Origin of the sequence: Pseudomonas sp. G2-4, from assembly GCF_030064125.1 — a bacterium.
Taxonomy (GTDB): Bacteria; Pseudomonadota; Gammaproteobacteria; order Pseudomonadales; family Pseudomonadaceae; genus Aquipseudomonas.
In genome coordinates this window covers 3,678,475-3,694,752 of the sequence record NZ_CP125957.1, presented here as the reverse complement: position 1 = coordinate 3,694,752, position 16,278 = coordinate 3,678,475, and the positions used below count along the sequence as shown (strand labels likewise).

Genomic DNA, 16,278 nt, shown 5'->3' with positions numbered 1-16,278 from the left:
TCAGGCGATCTCCGGCTGACGAAGGCGGGTGACGATCCGTTGCACGGCCAGGCTCGGCTGGCGTTGCAGACCGCCGTTCCAGTTCAACCGTGGCGGCGCTTGGTGGCCCAGTTGCAGAGGCCAGGCGCCACGGATCAGCAATACCAGGGTGCAATCCAGGTCTGGGCCGAAATACAAGGCATACAGGCTGGCGAGTAGCGGATGGGTCTCGCCGTTGGGCAGCAAACCATGGGCCTGGGCAACGCTCAGCGGGCCGAGGGTCAGGCGCACACCGGCATGTTCGTCCCAGACCCGGGTACCGGCCACGGCGCTGCGACCCAGGCGCAGGTTACGGCCGCCCGGCTGCAAGCGGCTGCGACTGGCGGACGGAATTTCCCGCCAGCCCCCTTCGTAAGCCGTCAGCTCCACCGGCAGCCCGAACTGCTCGCGGACAATCGCCGCGAACCCGGCCAGGGAGCGCCGGCCATCGGCGTACAGGGCGGTGCAGGCCAGCACGGCGGAATCGGGCGCGGCCTGGCGCTCCTGCAAGGCCTTGGGCAACAGGCCGGTCAGGGCTCGCAATTGCGCGTGTACCGCGGAGGCTCCAGGCGCGGTGAAACCCAGGGCGATGCGATGCTTGCGCATCACCTTATAGAGCAGGCTGAGCAAGCGATGCTGGAACAGGTCGAGAAATTCCGCCGGCGCATGATCCCGCGCCCGCGCCCGTTGTTGCAGCCATTCCTGATAAGCGTAGGGCAGGGGACCGTCGGGGCCGCCGAGGCCAAAGATCGGCGTGGTCAGGATCGGTTGCGAACCGGGTTCCTGGTTAAGGCTTTCGACTTCACTGGCGGCGAACAGCGGCGTCAACGGCCCGCGCAGGCGCAAGGCTTCGGCGTGCGGCGCGGTGCCGCTGCCCAAGGGTTCGGCCTGGGGATGTTCGCGCTCCAGCAGCAATAAGGCCTGGAGCCATTCGAAGCGTTGTGGGTCACGCCGCAGCCGTTGGCTCAGGTTCAGAGCGTCAGGGGTTTGCCGGCTTGGGGTTGCCATGTTTTCACCTCCTTGTCGGACTGAACCAGCGCTGTGCGCACGAAGCGATTGGCGGTGGCATAAAGGGAGAAGAACTGCGCCAGTACCCCGGAGAACAGTACGGCGCTGCTGCCGACGAAATGCTGCGGATCCAGTTGCAGGCGCACTTCCAGCCCGTTACGCCAGCCACGCCAGGCGTCTTCGCCGACGTGGGCGATGACACGCTCGCAGCCCAGCCCCGATACCCCTTCGATCTGGCGACGGGCGCTGGCCTCGTCGCGCAAATTGTGCAGTTCGAGAATCTCGCGCAGCGCGTCCAGCGCCTGGGGACCTTCGACCAGTGATAAATGGTTCAGCGTCAATTGCGACACCAACCGCCAGCGCGACTCACCGTCCAGGCGTGGCAGGCTTTGGGGGCTGGGAGGGTTGCGCAGGCGGGCCCAGGCCACGGGCCCGGGACGCTCGAACCCCAACGGGGTGCCGGCCGGCAGGCTCTGGGCCAGGTGTCGGTTGGTGCACAACAGTTCCGCCGTGAGGCTGTAGTCCCCGGTTTCGGCCAGTGGGTCGAGTCGGGTATCCACCAGGCTGACCATCACATCGGTGCCCAGCCGGTTCGGGCTCATGCCGCTGACCCGTCGTGCATGCCAATAGCACGGCTGGTCGCTGCCGTGCTGGCTGCCGTAGTAGGCCGGCACTTTGCGCACGCCCTGGCTGGACGTGGCGCGCATGCCTCGGATGCTGTGGATCTCGACACTGTTCTCCCGATGACTGTCGGCCACCAGGCGGTATTCGCTGCGGGTGCCGTCCGGGCGCAGCGGCTCGGAGGTCCTGGGGAACAGGTTGATCACCGGGGCGCAGCCCAGGGCGATGTCGCTGGCCTGGAGCGGCAGGCGGCTGGCGGGCGCGCGGTCGAACACGATGTACAGGTACAACGATGGGCCGTCGCTGGTAGCCCCGGCCAATGGCAGGTCGAAAAAGCCGAATTTGTCGGGAAAGGCGAAGTACTCCGCTAGCAAGCGCATGCCGGGATGTACACCGTCTTCGTCCGGCAACAAGACTTCATCACTGGCGAAACCGACGATGTTCGGCAAACCCATCAGCGGTTCCGGCACGCTACCCGGCGGGCCGGCCAGAACCTTGACGGCATGGGCGCCAAGCAAGTCGTACAGCCAGGCATTGATCATCGGTGAGGCGGCCAAGTGCACCCGCAGATGATCGATGCCCAGGCTCGACCATTGGCTTTCCCCCAGGCAACGCAGGTTCAGGCGCAAGGCCGAGCGGGCCTGGACCACGCCGGTCAGCGCCTGGGCCTCGTCACTGCCCAGCAGTAACGCTTCGCTGACTTCTACTGGCCACAAGTGCACGGCAGCCGAGGTACGGAAATGAATGCTCTGGCCCTTGTCGGTCGTGACGAACAACGGGGTGTCACGGGGCAGCGGGTAGCCCTCGTTGAGGTTGCCTTTGCTCGGGTCGGGTTCGAACTGCACGATTGCGCACGATGGCAACGGGCGCATGGCCAGTGGGTAAAGCTGTTCAAGCAGGGCGTCGCTGAACTCGGCGTAATCGTCATCGAGCCTGCGCTGCAGGCGCGCGGCCAACAACGCGAAGCCTTCTAGAAGGCGCTCGACGTGCGGGTCGGGGCATTCACCGGGGGACAACTCCAGACGCCTGGCAACCTTGGGGTAACGTTCGGCGAACAGGCTCCCGGCGTGCCGCAGCCAGGTCAGTTCGCGCTGGTAATAGTCCAGCAGTTGCGGGTCAATCGAGTCGCTCATGTCGTACCTCGAGGCCGTCGCCGGCGTGCTCGATGACAAAGGCCACGGGCCATGCATGCGAGTCGCCGCGCAGCTCGCCCAATAGCCGTATGCTCAGTTGCTGCGGATGACCGGGTACCGGGCTGACCTGCACCTCACCCAAGCGCAGGCGAGGTTCGAAGTGGGTGATGGCCTGGCGAATTTCCCGGGTCAGTTGGCGCCGGTCATCGCTGCGCTGCTGTTGCAGTGCGGTCCAGTCGGCGATGCCGTAGTCCAGGATGCTCGGGGGCTCGGTCAGCGCCCGTGGGCCGCGTCGGGTATTGAACAGGCGTTGCAGTTCGGCATGGACCGAGTCCTGCAACGCCTGTCGATCGAACGTCCGCCCCGAATCGTCCGCCGGGCTGGCCAGGCGATCGAACAGCGGCGGGCGAAGCCCGAAGCCGGCCATGGGCGCGCTCCGTCACTTGGTCATCTTGTTGGCCGCCAGGTCCCAGGTCGTGCCCGCCGTGCCTTCCTTGGTGCCGTCGTCTTTCTGGGCGGTGAGTTCCCATTTGATCTTGGTGAAGTTCAGCGACAGGGTTTCCACGGGTTTGCCGCCCGTGCCGCCGCTGACGCTGACGTTGGATAGCACGACGTTGGTCAGGGTGTAGATGATGAACGGCATGAGCTTGCCGCTGCCCTCGGCGGCGTTGCGGCCGATGGTGATGACGGCTTGCGGGATCGGTTTGCCGGCACAGCAATACTCATTGAGCGTGGGGGTGGAGCTGTCGATGAACTTGGTCAGCGTGAACTCACCGATGTGGGGCCGGCCGGAGGTGCGCTCCGAGTTGCTGACGTCGTTGGTGACCTGCATCGCCACGTTGTGGCTGTAGGACATGACCTCGATCTTGTCCGTGAAACCCTCCAGCAGACTGTCGCCCTTGATGTCGCCGCCGAGGTCGAGAATGATCGCATCCATTGTGTGGAACTCCAGAAGAAGACAAGTGGGGCAATGCCCGATACCGATTAGTTAAAGACGAATTCCGAACCCTGTGGCGAGGGAGCTTGCTCCCGCTGGGCTGCGCAGCAGCCCCAAAAAACAGGGCCGCTTCGCGCCCCAGCGGGAGCAAGCTCCCTCGCCACATAGCCACATAGCCACATAGCCACGAGCAATCAGGCAGCAACCGGTGGCGGCAGCGTCGCCACCAGGCGGATCGAGGCGGTCAGCTCCTCGAGCTGGAAGTGCGGTCGCAGGAACACCGTTGCCTTGTAGGCCCCCGGCTTGCCGGCCACCTCCGTCACGTCCACCCGCGCTTCGCGCAACGGGTATTGCGCCTTGATCTCCTGGGGTGCGTTGTCGTTGATCAGCACGTAGTCGGCGATCCAGTTGTTGAGGTAGGTCTGCACGTTGTCGCGGGTCATGAAGCTGCCGACTTTGTCGCGCATGATCACCTTCAGGTAATGGGCGAAACGCGAGGCCGCGAGGACATACGGCAACATCGCCGAGATCCGCGCGTTGGCGTTGGCCTCGTTGGTGTTGTAGACCTTGGCCCGGTTGGTGGTCTGGCCGCCGAAGAACACCGCCACGTCGCTGTTTTTCTTGTGGCACAGGGCGATGAAGCCCAGGTCGTTGAGTTCTTTTTCGCGGCGGTCGGTGATCGCCACTTCGGTCGGGCATTTGAGCGACAGGTCCCCGGAGCTGGTGCGGAAGGTATGGGCTGGCAGGCCTTCGACCGCGCCACCGCCCTCGGCGCCGCGAATCGCCGCGCACCAGCCATATTTGGCGAAGGCTTCGGTGATGCGTTGTGACAGCGCCCAGGCGGCGTTGCCCCACAGGTATTTGCTGTGGTCGGTGCCGTTGACGTCTTCGACGTAGTTGATGCCTTCCACCGGCAGCGTGTCCGGGCCGTAGGGCAGGCGCAGCAGGAAGTGCGGCAGCACCAGGGAGACATAACGCGAGTCTTCGCTTTCACGGAACGAGCGCCACTTGATCAGTTCCTGGCTCTCGAAAATCTTCGACAGGTCCCTCGGCACTGCCAGTTCGGTGAAGCTGGTCATGTCGAACAGCCGTGGGCTGGCGGCGGCAATGAACGGCGCGTGCGCCGCGGCGGCGACGTTCGAGAGTTTTTCCAGCAGGCCGATGTCCTGCGGATGCCGGCCGAAGGTGTAGTCACCCACCAGCAGGCTGAACGGGTGCCCGCCAAAGGTGCCGTATTCTTCTTCGTAGATCTTCTTGAATAACGCGCTCTGGTCGAATTCGACGGCTTTCTCCAGATCGTTCTGCAGCTCTTTCTGGGTCACGTTGAGCAGGCGCAATTTGAGCCGAGTGCTGGTTTCGGTGTTCTGCACCAGCAGGTGCAGGCCGCGCCAGGAGGCTTCGAGTTTCTGCAGATCGGGGTGGTGCAGCACTTCGTTGAGCTGGGCGCTGATCAACTGGTCGATCTGGCTGATGCGGTCGTTGATCATCGCCACGGTGTCCTTGTCGATGGCCATGCCTTCGTCGAGGACCTGGGTGGCAAATTCGGCCAGCATGTCGCGGGCGTAGTCCTGCTGGCTGTCGTCGTGGGCCATGCGGCCTTCGGCGATGATCCTGTCCAGCAGGGACAGGGTCTGGGTCGTGCTCTCGCTGGTTTGAGCGCTGGATGAAGCAGGCATGGCTTTATCTCCCTTGAGTGATGAGCGCGATCAGGCCTGTGGTTCGGTCGGGGCCGGGTCATCGTTGGCGGCCACGGTCGGCAGCTCTGGCGGTACGTCCTGAGGGCGGGCCGACTTGATCTCTTGCAGGCCTTCGGTGTTGGCGATCACGTCCCGCAGCAGCTTGTCCAGGTCGTCGTTGCCGTCGAGTTTGGTCAACAGGTCCCGCAGGCGCTGGCGCGCCTCGAACAAGCGACGCAGCGGTGTGACCTGCTCCACGACCTTGACCGGGTCGAAGTCGTCGATGTGGCGGAAGTTGAGTTCGATGTTGAGCTTGCTGTCATCCCCGCTGAGGGTGTTGTTCACTTGGAGGGTGGCGCGGGGGGAGATGGAGGCCAGGACTTCATTGAAATTATCCCGATCGATTTCCGTGAAGCGCCGCTCATTGAGCTTGGGCAGCGGGTCCAGGGGCTTGCCCGAAAGGTCGGCCAGAATGCCGACCACCAGTGGCAATTCTTTTTTCTCGATGGCGTTGCCGATTTCCACGTCGTAGGTGATCTGGACGCGGGGAGGACGGACTCTGTCGAGCTTGTGCTGGGTACTTTCTGCCATGGCGGCCGACTCCGATGCATGTGTGGGAGCAATGCATCGGGAGTCCCGCTCATCGCAATCCCTTGCTGATCCGCAGGTTGCAAATGGAGGGCAGAAAACCTGTCATTCCCTTGACGAACCTGGTGCATTCGACCGTGCTGGTCGAACTATCCAAGACGCTAGAACAGGTCTATAAAAAAGCAAGCAAAAACAATTTATGACCGCTGAGAAAAGGAAAATTCATTTTGCGTGTCTTTTTTTTCGGATTTTTTTTGAGCCTGGCACTCACCGGTTGCTCGTTCTTTGCCCCCAGTGTCGACCTGGACAGCCTGACCCTGGACGTCGCGCCGCGGGCCAATGACGACACGCCGATCGCCGTGGATTTCATCGCCGTGAATGACCCGGACCTGCTCAAGCAGCTGTCGGGTATCACCGCCAGCCAGTGGTTCGCCGAGCGCGAACAGTTCCAGCGCGACTATCGTCAACTTATGTCGGTGTGGGGGCTGGAGTTGGTCCCGGGACAATTTATCGACCGCCAACCCTTCCCGTTGGAGGGCCGGCGCGCCGCTGGACTTTTAGTCTTCGCCAGCTATAACACTCCCGGAGCCCACCGGCTTCGGCTGGACGATCAGCGCAAGGCCTGGCTGAAGTTCGACAGTCGCGAGATGACCCTCGTGAATGATGGCCAGCTCAGTGACAACCAGCCTTGAGTGACCGCGGGCCGCCAAGCGCGGCGACATTGGGATGTCGAAGGGAGTCGTATGAGTCTGTTACCTGACGCGGTGTGCTGGCATGAGGGCATGCAGTTGCTGCCCCAGCATTTTCAATTGCAAGGGTTGCGCGCCGAGGCCCTGGCCGCGCATTTTGCCGGGGCCTGCAATCCCTGGTTCTGGGGTGTCAGTCAACTGGAAGTCGACCCCTCGGCCCTCAGCGCCGGGCAAGTTCGACTGCTGCAACTGCAAGGCACCTTGCCGGACGGCTTGCCGGTCAACCTGCAGGCGGGTGTCGGGCCTGTCCTGGAGCTGGACATCAACGAGGCGGTGAACAAGACCGACGACGCTACCGTGACCGTGTACCTGGCCATCAGTCCGCTCTGGCGTGCCGGACAATTGCTGCCACTCAAGGGCCGCCTGCAGTCGGTGGTTCGCGATGCGCTGCCAGACCTCACCAGCGGCGAGTTTCCCGAATCCATCACCGTCTGGCGACCCAATCCAAGGCTGTGCACGCAACTGAGCAAGGCCGACTCGATCTGCCTGCCGCTGCTGCGCATCCGTAAGGAAGGCGGCGGCTTTTTGCGGGTGCCCTACACGCCACCGACGCCTGTGTTGCTGCCGGAGTCGATGCTCGGTCGGCGAGTCGCCGGGCTGTGCGCTCGGGCGCGGGAAAAATGCCTGTTCCTTGCCGGTCGGTTGCGTCAGGCCCAGGCCGCCGGTAACCAGGACGATGCCTTGGAGATTCGCCGGCAATTGACGGCGTTGTGGGCGCGTTTGCCGGAGGTCGAAGGTGCGTTGAATACCCGGGTGGTGACGCCCCAAGCGCTGTACGGCTTGCTGCTGGGGCTGGCCGGAACCTGGTCGGCCCTCGATCCACTGGCCGGCGTGCCGGCTTTCGCGCCTCTGGATTTTCTGGAGTTGCAGCGCGGCTACGAGCCGCTGCTCGATTGGCTGGAAGACACCTTGGAACTGGTTCGTGCCGGCTATCGCAGCCTGGCCTTCGAGCGCAATGATCAGGTCTTCTCGATCCAGTTGCCTGACGACCAGCCGAGCCAACGCCTGGTGATCGGCCTGCGCATGCCCAACGGCGCCAGTGAGCAGGCCGCAGCCGAGTGGTTACGCAGCGCGATTATCGCGTCCGCGCCGCACGTCCCGCTGTTGAGCCGACAACGCATGAGCGGTCTGCCCCATCAGGCCATGAGCCGCAATGAACAGGTGGCCTACAGCGTGGGCGATGACACCCGGTTGTTTGTGGTGGCCGCCAGCGGGCAGTGGTTCGACGGGCAGTTACCGTTGTACATCGTGGCGCCGGCATCAGCCCAGCCCAGCAGTCCGTGGCAAGTGGTGTTGTTCGTGGCGCAAACCGGTGAAAGTGCCTGATTGCAAAAGGGGAGTCGTATGCCTGACGGAAGTGGCGGGGCGGTTCGGGGTCTGCATGAGGCGCCGCTGAGCAGCGCTTTTCGTCAGGCCTGGCTGAAGTGGTCCCAGGAATGGCAGGACTTGCCCAAGGACAGCGACCCTGCGGTATTGGTCAACCGGGTGGTGGAGTTTTCCGGGCGCAGTGCCCAGCGCCTGTGGCGGGTGGCTTTTGCCACCGTCGGCGATGCCGCCACTGAGCAGGTCAAGGCCCTGGTCTACGCCTTCGTGGCGCTGGTGGACGAAATCTTGTTGTTCACCCCGTGGCCGGGGCAATTGGCCTGGCAGCAGCACCCGCTCGAATCGCGCATGTATTCCAGTCGCCAGGCCGGCGAGCGGCTGCCTGCCGCCATCAAGAAGCTGTTGGATGAGCAGATGCCCGGCACCCGGGACCTGGCCAATGTCTACCTGCAATGCCTGATCCTCGGTTTCCAGGGCCGGCTGCGCGGCGAGCCCGGTCAGGTCCAGCATGAAAAATGGCGTCTGGCGCTGTTCACGTTTGCCTGGCAGCACGACCCCGATTATGGCGATGTCAGTGAGCGCCTGGCGATGTCTTCGGCGGCGGTGCCGGTGCGTATGCCGGTGCAGCAGTCGCTGCCGGACGGGGTGCGCCTGGGGTTGGCGATCCTGGCGATGGTGGTGTTGCTGACTGGGTTGGGGCAGGTTTTCTGGCGTGACATTCGTTCGGAACTCGAGCCGGTGCTGCAACTGAGCGAGTCAGTGGTCCAGGAGCAGGACTCATGAGCCCCTTGAGCATCATCGCCCTGGTGCTGCTCGCCATCGTCCTGGTGCTGTTGCTCGCGGCCTTGATCTGGTGGCTGCGGACCCAGGGTGGCGCGGCGATCCGCAGTTTCTATGGCGCGGTGCGCCACATGGAACAGGAGCAGGGCACCCGCGACCGTTACCAGATGCCCTGGCTGATGATGCTCGGCAATGAAACGGACGGCGCGCAGCTGTGCAGCCAGTGGCGTTTGCAACCGACGGATAAGGCCGCCTGGTTTGGGCGCTGGTGGTCGGACGCCGAAGGCGCGGTGCTGGTGGTGCCCCAGGCGTTGTTCCTGCCGGATGAAGGCATGAACCGGCAGCGGGGCAACTGGTGGCGTTTGTTGGGGCTGATCTTGCGGTTGCGCAGCAAGCGGCCGCTGGACGCGGTGATCTGGACCGTCCCGTTCGGCAAGCTCGACGACATCGAACACACCACCGAGTTGAGCCTCAAGGTCCGGCGTTGTTTTATCGACCTTCTGCAGCGGTTTGGTCTCAGCCTGCCGGTGTACGTAGTAATCACCGGGATGGAGGAGCTGCCCGGGTTCCAGGAACTGGTCAGCGCACTGCCCGCCGAGGCCCGGGAATCGACATTGGGCTGGTCCTCGCCTTACCTGCCTGATGCGGCATGGCAATCGCAGTGGAGTGATCAGGCGCTGGATCAGGTCAACGCCGCGCTGTCGCAATCGATCATTGAAATGGGTGCGCTGGCGGGCCACCTGAGCACCGATCTTTACGGTTTGCCCGAGCGCTTCGAAGGCTTGCGGCGGGCCTTGCAGATCCTCCTGGAGCCGGTGTTCCAGGGCAATGCCCAAGGCGAAGCGCCGCGTTTTCGTGGCGTGTATTTCACCGCCAGCCAGGCGCCGGCAGTCAGTGTGGACGGGTTCGCCGCCACCGACAGCGGCTTGCGGCAAACGGTGTTCGCCCGCCAGTTGTGGGCACGACGGCTGATGGCTGAACGTGGCCTGGCCCAGCCTGTGCCGCGTCTGCTGCGCTTGCGCCTGCGCTGGCATCGGCTGGCAGGTGCGGTGGCGCTGGTAATCGGGCTGGTCTGGCTAGGGGGCATGTTGTGGGTCTGGCACGACTCGGTGGAGGAGGCCGAGGGGCTCTCGCGACTGGTCCTCAGTGCCCATAAGAACCATCTCGCGGTCGATCCTGACGAGCCGCAACTGGAGCTGACCCGGCACAATGTGCAGAACTACTGGAACGTGCTGGAAAAAGCCCCGCGCTGGCGTTTTGTCTCGGTGGTGTTTCCCACTTCGTGGTTCTCCTCCGTGGACACGCAACTGGAGGAGGGCTTGCGCCTGACCGCGCGGCACCACTGGGTACTGCCCCTGCGTGACCTGCTGGAGTCGGACCTGGACCAACTCAAGTCCATCCGCAACACCGAGCGCCGCGGCAATGTGGAAAGCGAAGACCCGGCGCAATGGCAGAGCTACGTGAAGGCCAAGCAGTTGGTGGAGCTCGCCGTGCGCCTGGAGCAGCACAACCAGATGTTCAGCCAGGCGGTGAACAACCCCAAGGCGCCGCTGGACGAGCTGGTGCAACTGAGTAACAACGCCTTGTCGCTGAGCCTCAACACCGGCACCTTGAGTCGGGCACGGTTCTACAACCGCGTGCTGTTCGATTCGCAAAACACCGATCTGCAAGGACTGGACCTGAATGCTGCGCGCCCGGTGATCTCCGATAACTTCACCGGCCTGATGCAGCGCTGGCTCGATCATTATTTCCTGGCGGACAACTTCGTGCGCCAGGCCGGCTATCTCAAGCTGCATCTGCAACGCCTGGAGGCGGGCAGTGGAAACTCCCTGAGTGAACTCGAAGACCTGATGGCGCTGATCGATGATTTGCAGACGCTGGTCAGCCTGACCAATTCGGCCTGGGGGCGGGGCAAGGGCCAGGACCTGGTGCCCGGTTACACCCAGATGATGGACAAGGTCAGCCACAGTTCATTGCTGGGGCCGGATATCGAACAGGACCTGGAGAGCCAGGCGGCGAAGCTGCAGCAGAGCTTCAGGGACCAGTGGATCGTGCAGTCCGGTTCCCGGGACAATCTGCTGGTGCAGCAGGGCAGTGGCTTGCTGGTGTTGCAAGAGCATGTCACGGCGCTGGACGGCGCGGTGCAAGCCCTGTTCAAGCGTGATTTCGTGGCACTGGCGTTGCAGAAGGATCCGTCGGGCAGCAATGGACAGGGCGACGGCAGCGATGATTTCAGTGGCGCCCTGAACTACTTCGCCAGCTATAAGAGTTACGCCAACGAAGAGTTGCCGCGCATCCCGCCGGATTACCGTGACGCATTGATGCAGGCCGCTGAAGGGGCGGCGGCGCAAGCCATGTGGCTAAGCCTCAATGAGAGCGACGAGCAGTTGCCGGGCATGGGCTTCAATGTGCAAACGTCCCAGGCCGTTGCGCTGCAAAAAGCCTTCATGGACGTGCACCGTAGTGATCTGGCCGTGCGTTTCCAGCGCCTGCTCAATCGCCGTGCATTGGCGCAGATCAAGAGCGGCCTGGACGAAATCGATGCCCAGCCGCTGTTCAGCCAGCGGGCCGATGTCCAGCGTTGGGACGGTTCGAAAAACTTCGGCTTGCAGCTGTACGGCGCCAGCGACCCCCAAGATCTGAAGCTGAACCTGAACCAGCAATTTGGCGCCATGTTGCAGATCGCCGAGCAACGCATGCCGGCCTTGGAATGGCTGATCGTCCAGCAGGACAACCTGTCGGGCCTGGAGCACGACCAGGTGGCGCGGTTCATGGCCCTCAACGATGAGTTGCTCAAGTACAAGAACCAGAACCCGGCCAGTTCCGCAGCCCAGTTGGAACAACTGGTGAGCCGGGATTTCATCGAGATGGACACCACGTCTTGCGCGCAGATCCTGCGCACCTCCAGCCTGTCCGTCGGGCGTGGTGACCTGGCCCAGCGCACGGTCGCGTTGCAACAGAGCGCCTTGCAACGTTGCCTGTACCTGCAACAGAACCAGGCGGCAATGGCCTGGAATGACTTGGCCAACTACTTCAATCAGTACCTGGCCGGACGCTTTCCGTTTTCCCAGGATGTGCGGGCCAGCGATGCCGACCCGGCGCGCGTGCAGCACCTGCTGGAGTTGATCGACACACGCTTGCCCTTGGCCCAGGCCGGGCTGACGCTGAGCCAGACACCGGAGCGGCTGGCGGCCGAAGATTTCCTCAACCGTTTGAAACAGGCCGGCACGTGGCTCGGGCCGCTGTTCGTGCGGGACAAGAGCGGCATTCTCGGTGTGGAAATGGACGTGCGCTGGCGTACCGACCGAGAGGAAGAACGTGGCGCCGACCAAGTGATTGCCTGGGGCTTGAACGCCGGCAACCAGCAGGTCAGCTACCCCGGTGCAGCCCAGCAGAACCTGCGCTGGATGGTCGGGCAGCCCGTGCGCTTGACCTTGCGCTGGGCTCGCAATGGTTACCAGCGGCCGGTCAACGACCCCTTGCAACCGAACCTGGTGGTGCGCGACCTTGAAGCCGGCTGGGAGTATCAGGGGCCCTGGTCGTTGCTACGGCTGATGCGTTCGTTGGTGTCGACGCAACGCCAACCCAACATCGACTACACCGATTTTCCGCTGACCCTGCAATTGCCGGTGACGGCCCAGGTCCAGGCCAGCACGGCGCAGCAAACGTTGATGTTCGTGCGCCTGTCGTTGATGAGCCAGGGTTCGAAGCTGCCCCTGTCGATCCCGCCGTTGCCGACGCGGGCACCCCGTTCACCGTTCATGGCGACTTCATCGAGTCCCGCCATCGCCACCCGTGAGGAAGGCCTGTGAGCTTGTCGATATCCCCCTTGCCCGACCGGGTCAGCCAGCTGCTCGAACCGCTCAGCGTCGAATCGCCCTGCGGCCAGGACCTGCGCTACGAACCGGAATATGACCTGCTGCGCGAGTTGCGCCGTGAGGACGACACCAGCCTGCCCACCGGCGTGTGGCAGTCTTCGATCAAGCGCGCCCAATGGCCGGACCTGGAAAAACTCGCCACCACGCTGTTACTCACGCGCAGCAAGGACTTGATGATCAGTGCCTGGCTGGGGGAGGCGTGGTTGCACCTGGCGGGGCTGGAAGGCTTGCCGGGCAGCCTGGCCTTGGTGGCGGGCCTGTGCGAACGCTACTCCGAGCAGTTGCATCCCCAGGCCGAAGAGGGCGACCAGTCGTGGCGGGTGATTCCGCTGGAGTGGCTGGCCCGCCGCTACAGCGAAGTGCTGCTGACGCGGGTGCCGTTGTTCGACGGTCGGGACCAGGCTTTCGCCGGTTTTTGCCTGGATGACTGGCAACGTCTGCAGCGCCAGCAAGTGCTGGGCAACGACAGCAAGAACGCCAAGGCCTCGGCCGAAGCGGCGCGCAATGATCAAAAGAAACTCAGCGAACTGATTCGCTCCACGCCGCTGTCGTTCTGGTTGCACCACCAGGGCAGCTTGATGTTGAGCCTGCAACATCTGCAACGGCTCGAAGCCTGGAGCGACGCTTACCTGGGCAACCAGGCCCCGGGCTACAGATCCTTGCAGGACGTGATACAGGCCTTGCTGACCTTGGTAGAGGAGTTCATCGCGATGAATCCGCAGCAACCTACTGTTGTGCCGGTGCAAAATGCCCCTGCGGTGACGCCGACTTCTGCGCCGCAGGCTGCATCGGCCCAAGTCTTTCAAGAACCGGCCAGCCGCGAAGAAGCCTATCGACAGCTGCTGGTCATCGCCGGTTACCTCGCCCGCACCGAACCCCACAGCCCCGTGCCTTACCTGATCCGGCGCGGTGTGGAGTGGGGCAACAAACCGTTGAGCGAGTTGTTGGGCGAACTGATCAGTGCCGATGCCGAATCCCGGCGGTTGTGGACGTTGCTAGGGGTTCTTTAGTCCCAGGCATCGGGTAACGGCACTGGCGTGAGCAGCGGCTTGCCGGAAAAAAACGCCGAGAGGTTCTGGCCCACCAGCTCCACCGTGCTGCGGGTCGCTTCCGGCGACAGGCCGGCCACATGGGGCGTGAGGACGACGTTGGGCAGGTTCTTCAGCGCCTCAGGTACTTCGGGCTCGTGATCGAACACATCCAGGGCTGCGCCGGCGATTCGTCGTTGTTCCAATGCGCTGATCAGGTCGCTGGTCGCGACCACGCTGGCCCGGGCAATGTTCACCAAAAAACCTTTGGGGCCCAGGGCGTCGAGGGCTTGTTTGGTGATCAACTGCCGGGTGTCCAGGCCCCCGGGCGTAGCGATGATCAGGAAGTCCGAGACCCGGGCCAGCTCGGTGGGGGTGGCGCAGAAGGTGTAGGGCACGTCGTTGCGCACCCGGCGATTATGGTAGCTGACGCTCATGTCGAAGCCGAGCGCGGCCCGTTTGGCAACCGCCATGCCCACCGCGCCCAGGCCTAATATGCCCAGGCGTTTGCCGGCCAAGGAAGGACGTGTGCCTCTTGGCCATTCGCCCCGGCGCAGCGCCGCATCGGAGCGGGGAATGTCGCGCACCAGCCCCAGCAGCAACGCCATGGCATGGTCGGCCACTGATGAGGCATTGACCCCGGCGCCGTTGGTCACTGCGATGCCGCGGTTACTGGCGGCCTGCAGGTCCACCTGTTCGTACCCGGCGCCGATCACGCAGATGATCCGCAGGTTGGGCAGGGCGGCAATTTCTTCAGCCGTCAGCCCCAGGGGACCCCGCGTCAGCACCGCGCTGAACCGCTCACCGTGTTCGAAAATCGCCGTCTTGCGTTCGGCAGGCGTTGGCGCCAATTCCAGGTGATAGCCCTGCCGCTCAAGAATCGGCAGGTATTCATTGACGGTTTCAACCAGTACCAGAACGGTTGCGGTCATGCTGTGCTCCTGTGGGCGCTGGGTTGATTTCAGTATTCAACCTGATTGTAGGAGCCGAGGGCAGGGGGCTCAGGCTTTTTATGTGCATTTGCTGTTCAGTGTCGCTTTCGCGAGCAAGCCCGGTCTCACCGTTAATGCAGCGACAACTTCTACTGCAGTGCTCTGATCCGCACCACCACTCCTCAGCTAAGTCTTTGCTTCTGCTCGTTAATCCCGGACAATCGCGCCCCTGTTTCGGCCAGGGCGCTGCCTGTCGGGTTTTTCCGACTCGTCCCGGCCGGGTGCATGTGACCGGAAAACGGAGATCCGACCGGATGAATGATCAGGCCAACAGCGTCGAAGAGCGCTTTGAAACGACAGCCCCCGCCACCCTCGGCCAATGGAGTCGCCATGACACCACCTGGATGTTGGGTCTGTTTGGCACCGCCATCGGTGCAGGCACGCTGTTTTTACCGATCAATGCGGGCCTGGGTGGTTTCTGGCCGCTGCTGATCCTGGCAGTGCTGGCGTTCCCCATGACGTTCTATGCACACCGGGGGCTGACCCGCTTCGTGTTGTCCGGTCGTGACGGCGCGGATATCACCGAGGTGGTGGAAGAGCATTTCGGTCTCAAGGCCGGCGCGTTGATCACCTTGCTGTACTTCTTTGCGATTTTCCCGATCCTGCTGATCTACAGCGTGGCGCTGACCAATACCGTGGGCAGCTTCCTGGAGTATCAACTGCATATCCAGCCACCCCCTCGGGCGGTGCTGTCCCTGGTGCTGATCCTGGGCCTGCTGGCGGTGGTGCGTTGCGGCGAGCAGGCGATCGTCAAGGCCATGAGCCTGATGGTCTATCCGTTTATCGTTGCGCTGCTGTTCCTGGCGGTGTTTCTGATCCCGCACTGGAACGGCGGCATCCTGACCACGGCGTCCACGCCGCCTGAGCCTTCGGCGCTGCTGCACACCCTGTGGCTGGCGATTCCGGTGATGGTGTTCTCGTTCAATCACTCGCCGATCATCTCGGCGTTTGCGGTGGACCAGAAGCGTCGCTACGGTGCCAACGCCGAGGCGCGCAGTTCGCAGATCCTGTCACGCGCCCACGTGCTGATGGTGGTGATGGTGCTGTTTTTCGTGTTCAGCTGCGTGCTGACCCTGTCCCCGGCGCAGCTGGCTGAGGCCAAGGCGCAGAACCTGTCGATCCTGTCGTACCTGGCCAACCATTTCAGCAACCCGACCATCGCCTTTGCTGCGCCGTTGATTGCGTTCGTGGCGATCTCCAAATCCTTCCTCGGCCATTACATCGGCGCCAGCGAAGGCCTCAAGGGCCTGATCGCCAAGAGCGGTCGTCGCCCGGCAGCCAAGACCCTGGACCGCCTGACGGCGGCGTTCATGCTGGTGGTGTGCTGGATCGTCGCCACGCTCAACCCGAGCATCCTGGGCATGATCGAAACCCTGGGCGGCCCGGTCATCGCGGCGATCCTGTTCCTGATGCCGATGTACGCCATCCGCAAAGTCCCGGCCATGGCCCGCTATCGCGGCCAGGCGTCCAATGTCTTTGTCGCGTTGGTGGGCTTGGTGGCGATTACGGCATTGGTCTATTCCCTGATGGCCTGACTATCCCCTTGT

The 16,278-nt window shown here is 63.4% G+C and carries 13 protein-coding genes; 6 read left to right on the top strand and 7 right to left on the bottom strand.

The annotated features are described in order from the left end of the window. The 6 genes from tssG to tssB all read right to left on the bottom strand — a co-directional run bounded on the left by tssG (window position 1) and on the right by tssB (window position 5,984). Window positions 1-1,026, bottom strand: a complete 1,026-nt coding sequence (tssG, locus tag QNH97_RS16005; protein WP_283552877.1) for a type VI secretion system baseplate subunit TssG — start codon at window positions 1,024-1,026, stop codon at window positions 1-3. Next, window positions 990-2,780 (bottom strand): type VI secretion system baseplate subunit TssF, encoded by a 1,791-nt coding sequence (tssF, locus tag QNH97_RS16000; RefSeq protein WP_283552876.1) that lies wholly within the window; start codon window positions 2,778-2,780, stop codon window positions 990-992. Before tssF ends, tssG begins: the two co-directional genes overlap by 37 nt. Next, window positions 2,764-3,207, bottom strand: coding sequence for a type VI secretion system baseplate subunit TssE (gene tssE, locus QNH97_RS15995; protein ID WP_283552875.1), 444 nt, complete (start codon window positions 3,205-3,207; stop codon window positions 2,764-2,766). The genes tssF and tssE overlap by 17 nt, the downstream gene beginning before the upstream one ends. A gap of 12 nt (window positions 3,208-3,219) precedes the next feature. After that, the gene (locus tag QNH97_RS15990) at window positions 3,220-3,717 is read right to left on the bottom strand and encodes an Hcp family type VI secretion system effector (protein WP_025213241.1); all 498 of its coding nucleotides are present in this window, start codon (window positions 3,715-3,717) and stop codon (window positions 3,220-3,222) included. Between the two features lie 194 nt (window positions 3,718-3,911). Further along, window positions 3,912-5,393 carry a type VI secretion system contractile sheath large subunit gene (gene tssC, locus QNH97_RS15985; protein WP_283552874.1) on the bottom strand — a complete coding sequence of 494 codons (1,482 nt, stop codon included), beginning with the start codon at window positions 5,391-5,393 and terminating at the stop codon, window positions 3,912-3,914. 30 nt (window positions 5,394-5,423) lie between these two features. Then, window positions 5,424-5,984 carry a type VI secretion system contractile sheath small subunit gene (tssB, locus tag QNH97_RS15980; RefSeq protein WP_025213243.1) on the bottom strand — a complete coding sequence of 187 codons (561 nt, stop codon included), beginning with the start codon at window positions 5,982-5,984 and terminating at the stop codon, window positions 5,424-5,426. Between the two features lie 224 nt (window positions 5,985-6,208). On the opposite strand from tssB, the gene QNH97_RS15975 reads away from it, so the two are divergent. Genes QNH97_RS15975 through tssA form a run of 5 tightly spaced genes read left to right on the top strand, consistent with a single transcriptional unit; the run spans window position 6,209 to window position 13,721 of the window. Further along, window positions 6,209-6,673: a type VI secretion protein gene (locus QNH97_RS15975; protein WP_283552873.1), complete on the top strand. Its 465-nt coding sequence runs from the start codon at window positions 6,209-6,211 to the stop codon at window positions 6,671-6,673. Between the two features lie 51 nt (window positions 6,674-6,724). After that, window positions 6,725-8,056 carry a type VI secretion system baseplate subunit TssK gene (gene tssK / locus QNH97_RS15970; protein WP_283552872.1) on the top strand — a complete coding sequence of 444 codons (1,332 nt, stop codon included), beginning with the start codon at window positions 6,725-6,727 and terminating at the stop codon, window positions 8,054-8,056. 18 nt (window positions 8,057-8,074) lie between these two features. Further along, complete coding sequence (locus QNH97_RS15965) at window positions 8,075-8,836, top strand: DotU family type IV/VI secretion system protein (RefSeq protein WP_283552871.1); 762 nt, start codon at window positions 8,075-8,077, stop codon at window positions 8,834-8,836. Continuing rightward, on the top strand, window positions 8,833-12,645 hold the full coding sequence (locus QNH97_RS15960) for a type VI secretion system protein (RefSeq protein WP_283552870.1): 3,813 nt from the start codon (window positions 8,833-8,835) through the stop codon (window positions 12,643-12,645). Before QNH97_RS15965 ends, QNH97_RS15960 begins: the two co-directional genes overlap by 4 nt. Continuing rightward, a complete protein-coding gene (tssA, locus tag QNH97_RS15955) occupies window positions 12,642-13,721 on the top strand; it encodes a type VI secretion system protein TssA (RefSeq protein WP_283552869.1) in 1,080 nt (359 codons plus the stop codon). The genes QNH97_RS15960 and tssA overlap by 4 nt, the downstream gene beginning before the upstream one ends. Here the strand turns inward: tssA and QNH97_RS15950 are convergent. Beyond that, a complete protein-coding gene (locus QNH97_RS15950) occupies window positions 13,718-14,671 on the bottom strand; it encodes a 2-hydroxyacid dehydrogenase (protein WP_283552868.1) in 954 nt (317 codons plus the stop codon). The genes tssA and QNH97_RS15950 overlap by 4 nt on opposite strands. 314 nt (window positions 14,672-14,985) lie before the next feature. Between QNH97_RS15950 and QNH97_RS15945 the strand changes: the two genes are divergently transcribed. Beyond that, window positions 14,986-16,266 carry a serine/threonine transporter gene (locus QNH97_RS15945; protein ID WP_283552867.1) on the top strand — a complete coding sequence of 427 codons (1,281 nt, stop codon included), beginning with the start codon at window positions 14,986-14,988 and terminating at the stop codon, window positions 16,264-16,266. Window positions 16,267-16,278 lie beyond the last annotated feature (12 nt).

Bases quoted from the DNA above. Each gene is read 5' to 3' on its own strand.
- tssG (WP_283552877.1), bottom strand. From the start codon at position 1,026: ATGGCAACCCCAAGCCGGCAAACCCCTGACGCTCTGAACCTGAGCCAA.
- tssF (WP_283552876.1), bottom strand. From the start codon at position 2,780: ATGAGCGACTCGATTGACCCGCAACTGCTGGACTATTACCAGCGCGAA.
- tssE (WP_283552875.1), bottom strand. From the start codon at position 3,207: ATGGCCGGCTTCGGGCTTCGCCCGCCGCTGTTCGATCGCCTGGCCAGC.
- QNH97_RS15990 (WP_025213241.1), bottom strand. From the start codon at position 3,717: ATGGATGCGATCATTCTCGACCTCGGCGGCGACATCAAGGGCGACAGT.
- tssC (WP_283552874.1), bottom strand. From the start codon at position 5,393: ATGCCTGCTTCATCCAGCGCTCAAACCAGCGAGAGCACGACCCAGACC.
- tssB (WP_025213243.1), bottom strand. From the start codon at position 5,984: ATGGCAGAAAGTACCCAGCACAAGCTCGACAGAGTCCGTCCTCCCCGC.
- tssK (WP_283552872.1), top strand. From the start codon at position 6,725: ATGAGTCTGTTACCTGACGCGGTGTGCTGGCATGAGGGCATGCAGTTG.
- QNH97_RS15965 (WP_283552871.1), top strand. From the start codon at position 8,075: ATGCCTGACGGAAGTGGCGGGGCGGTTCGGGGTCTGCATGAGGCGCCG.
- QNH97_RS15960 (WP_283552870.1), top strand. From the start codon at position 8,833: ATGAGCCCCTTGAGCATCATCGCCCTGGTGCTGCTCGCCATCGTCCTG.
- QNH97_RS15950 (WP_283552868.1), bottom strand. From the start codon at position 14,671: ATGACCGCAACCGTTCTGGTACTGGTTGAAACCGTCAATGAATACCTG.
- QNH97_RS15945 (WP_283552867.1), top strand. From the start codon at position 14,986: ATGAATGATCAGGCCAACAGCGTCGAAGAGCGCTTTGAAACGACAGCC.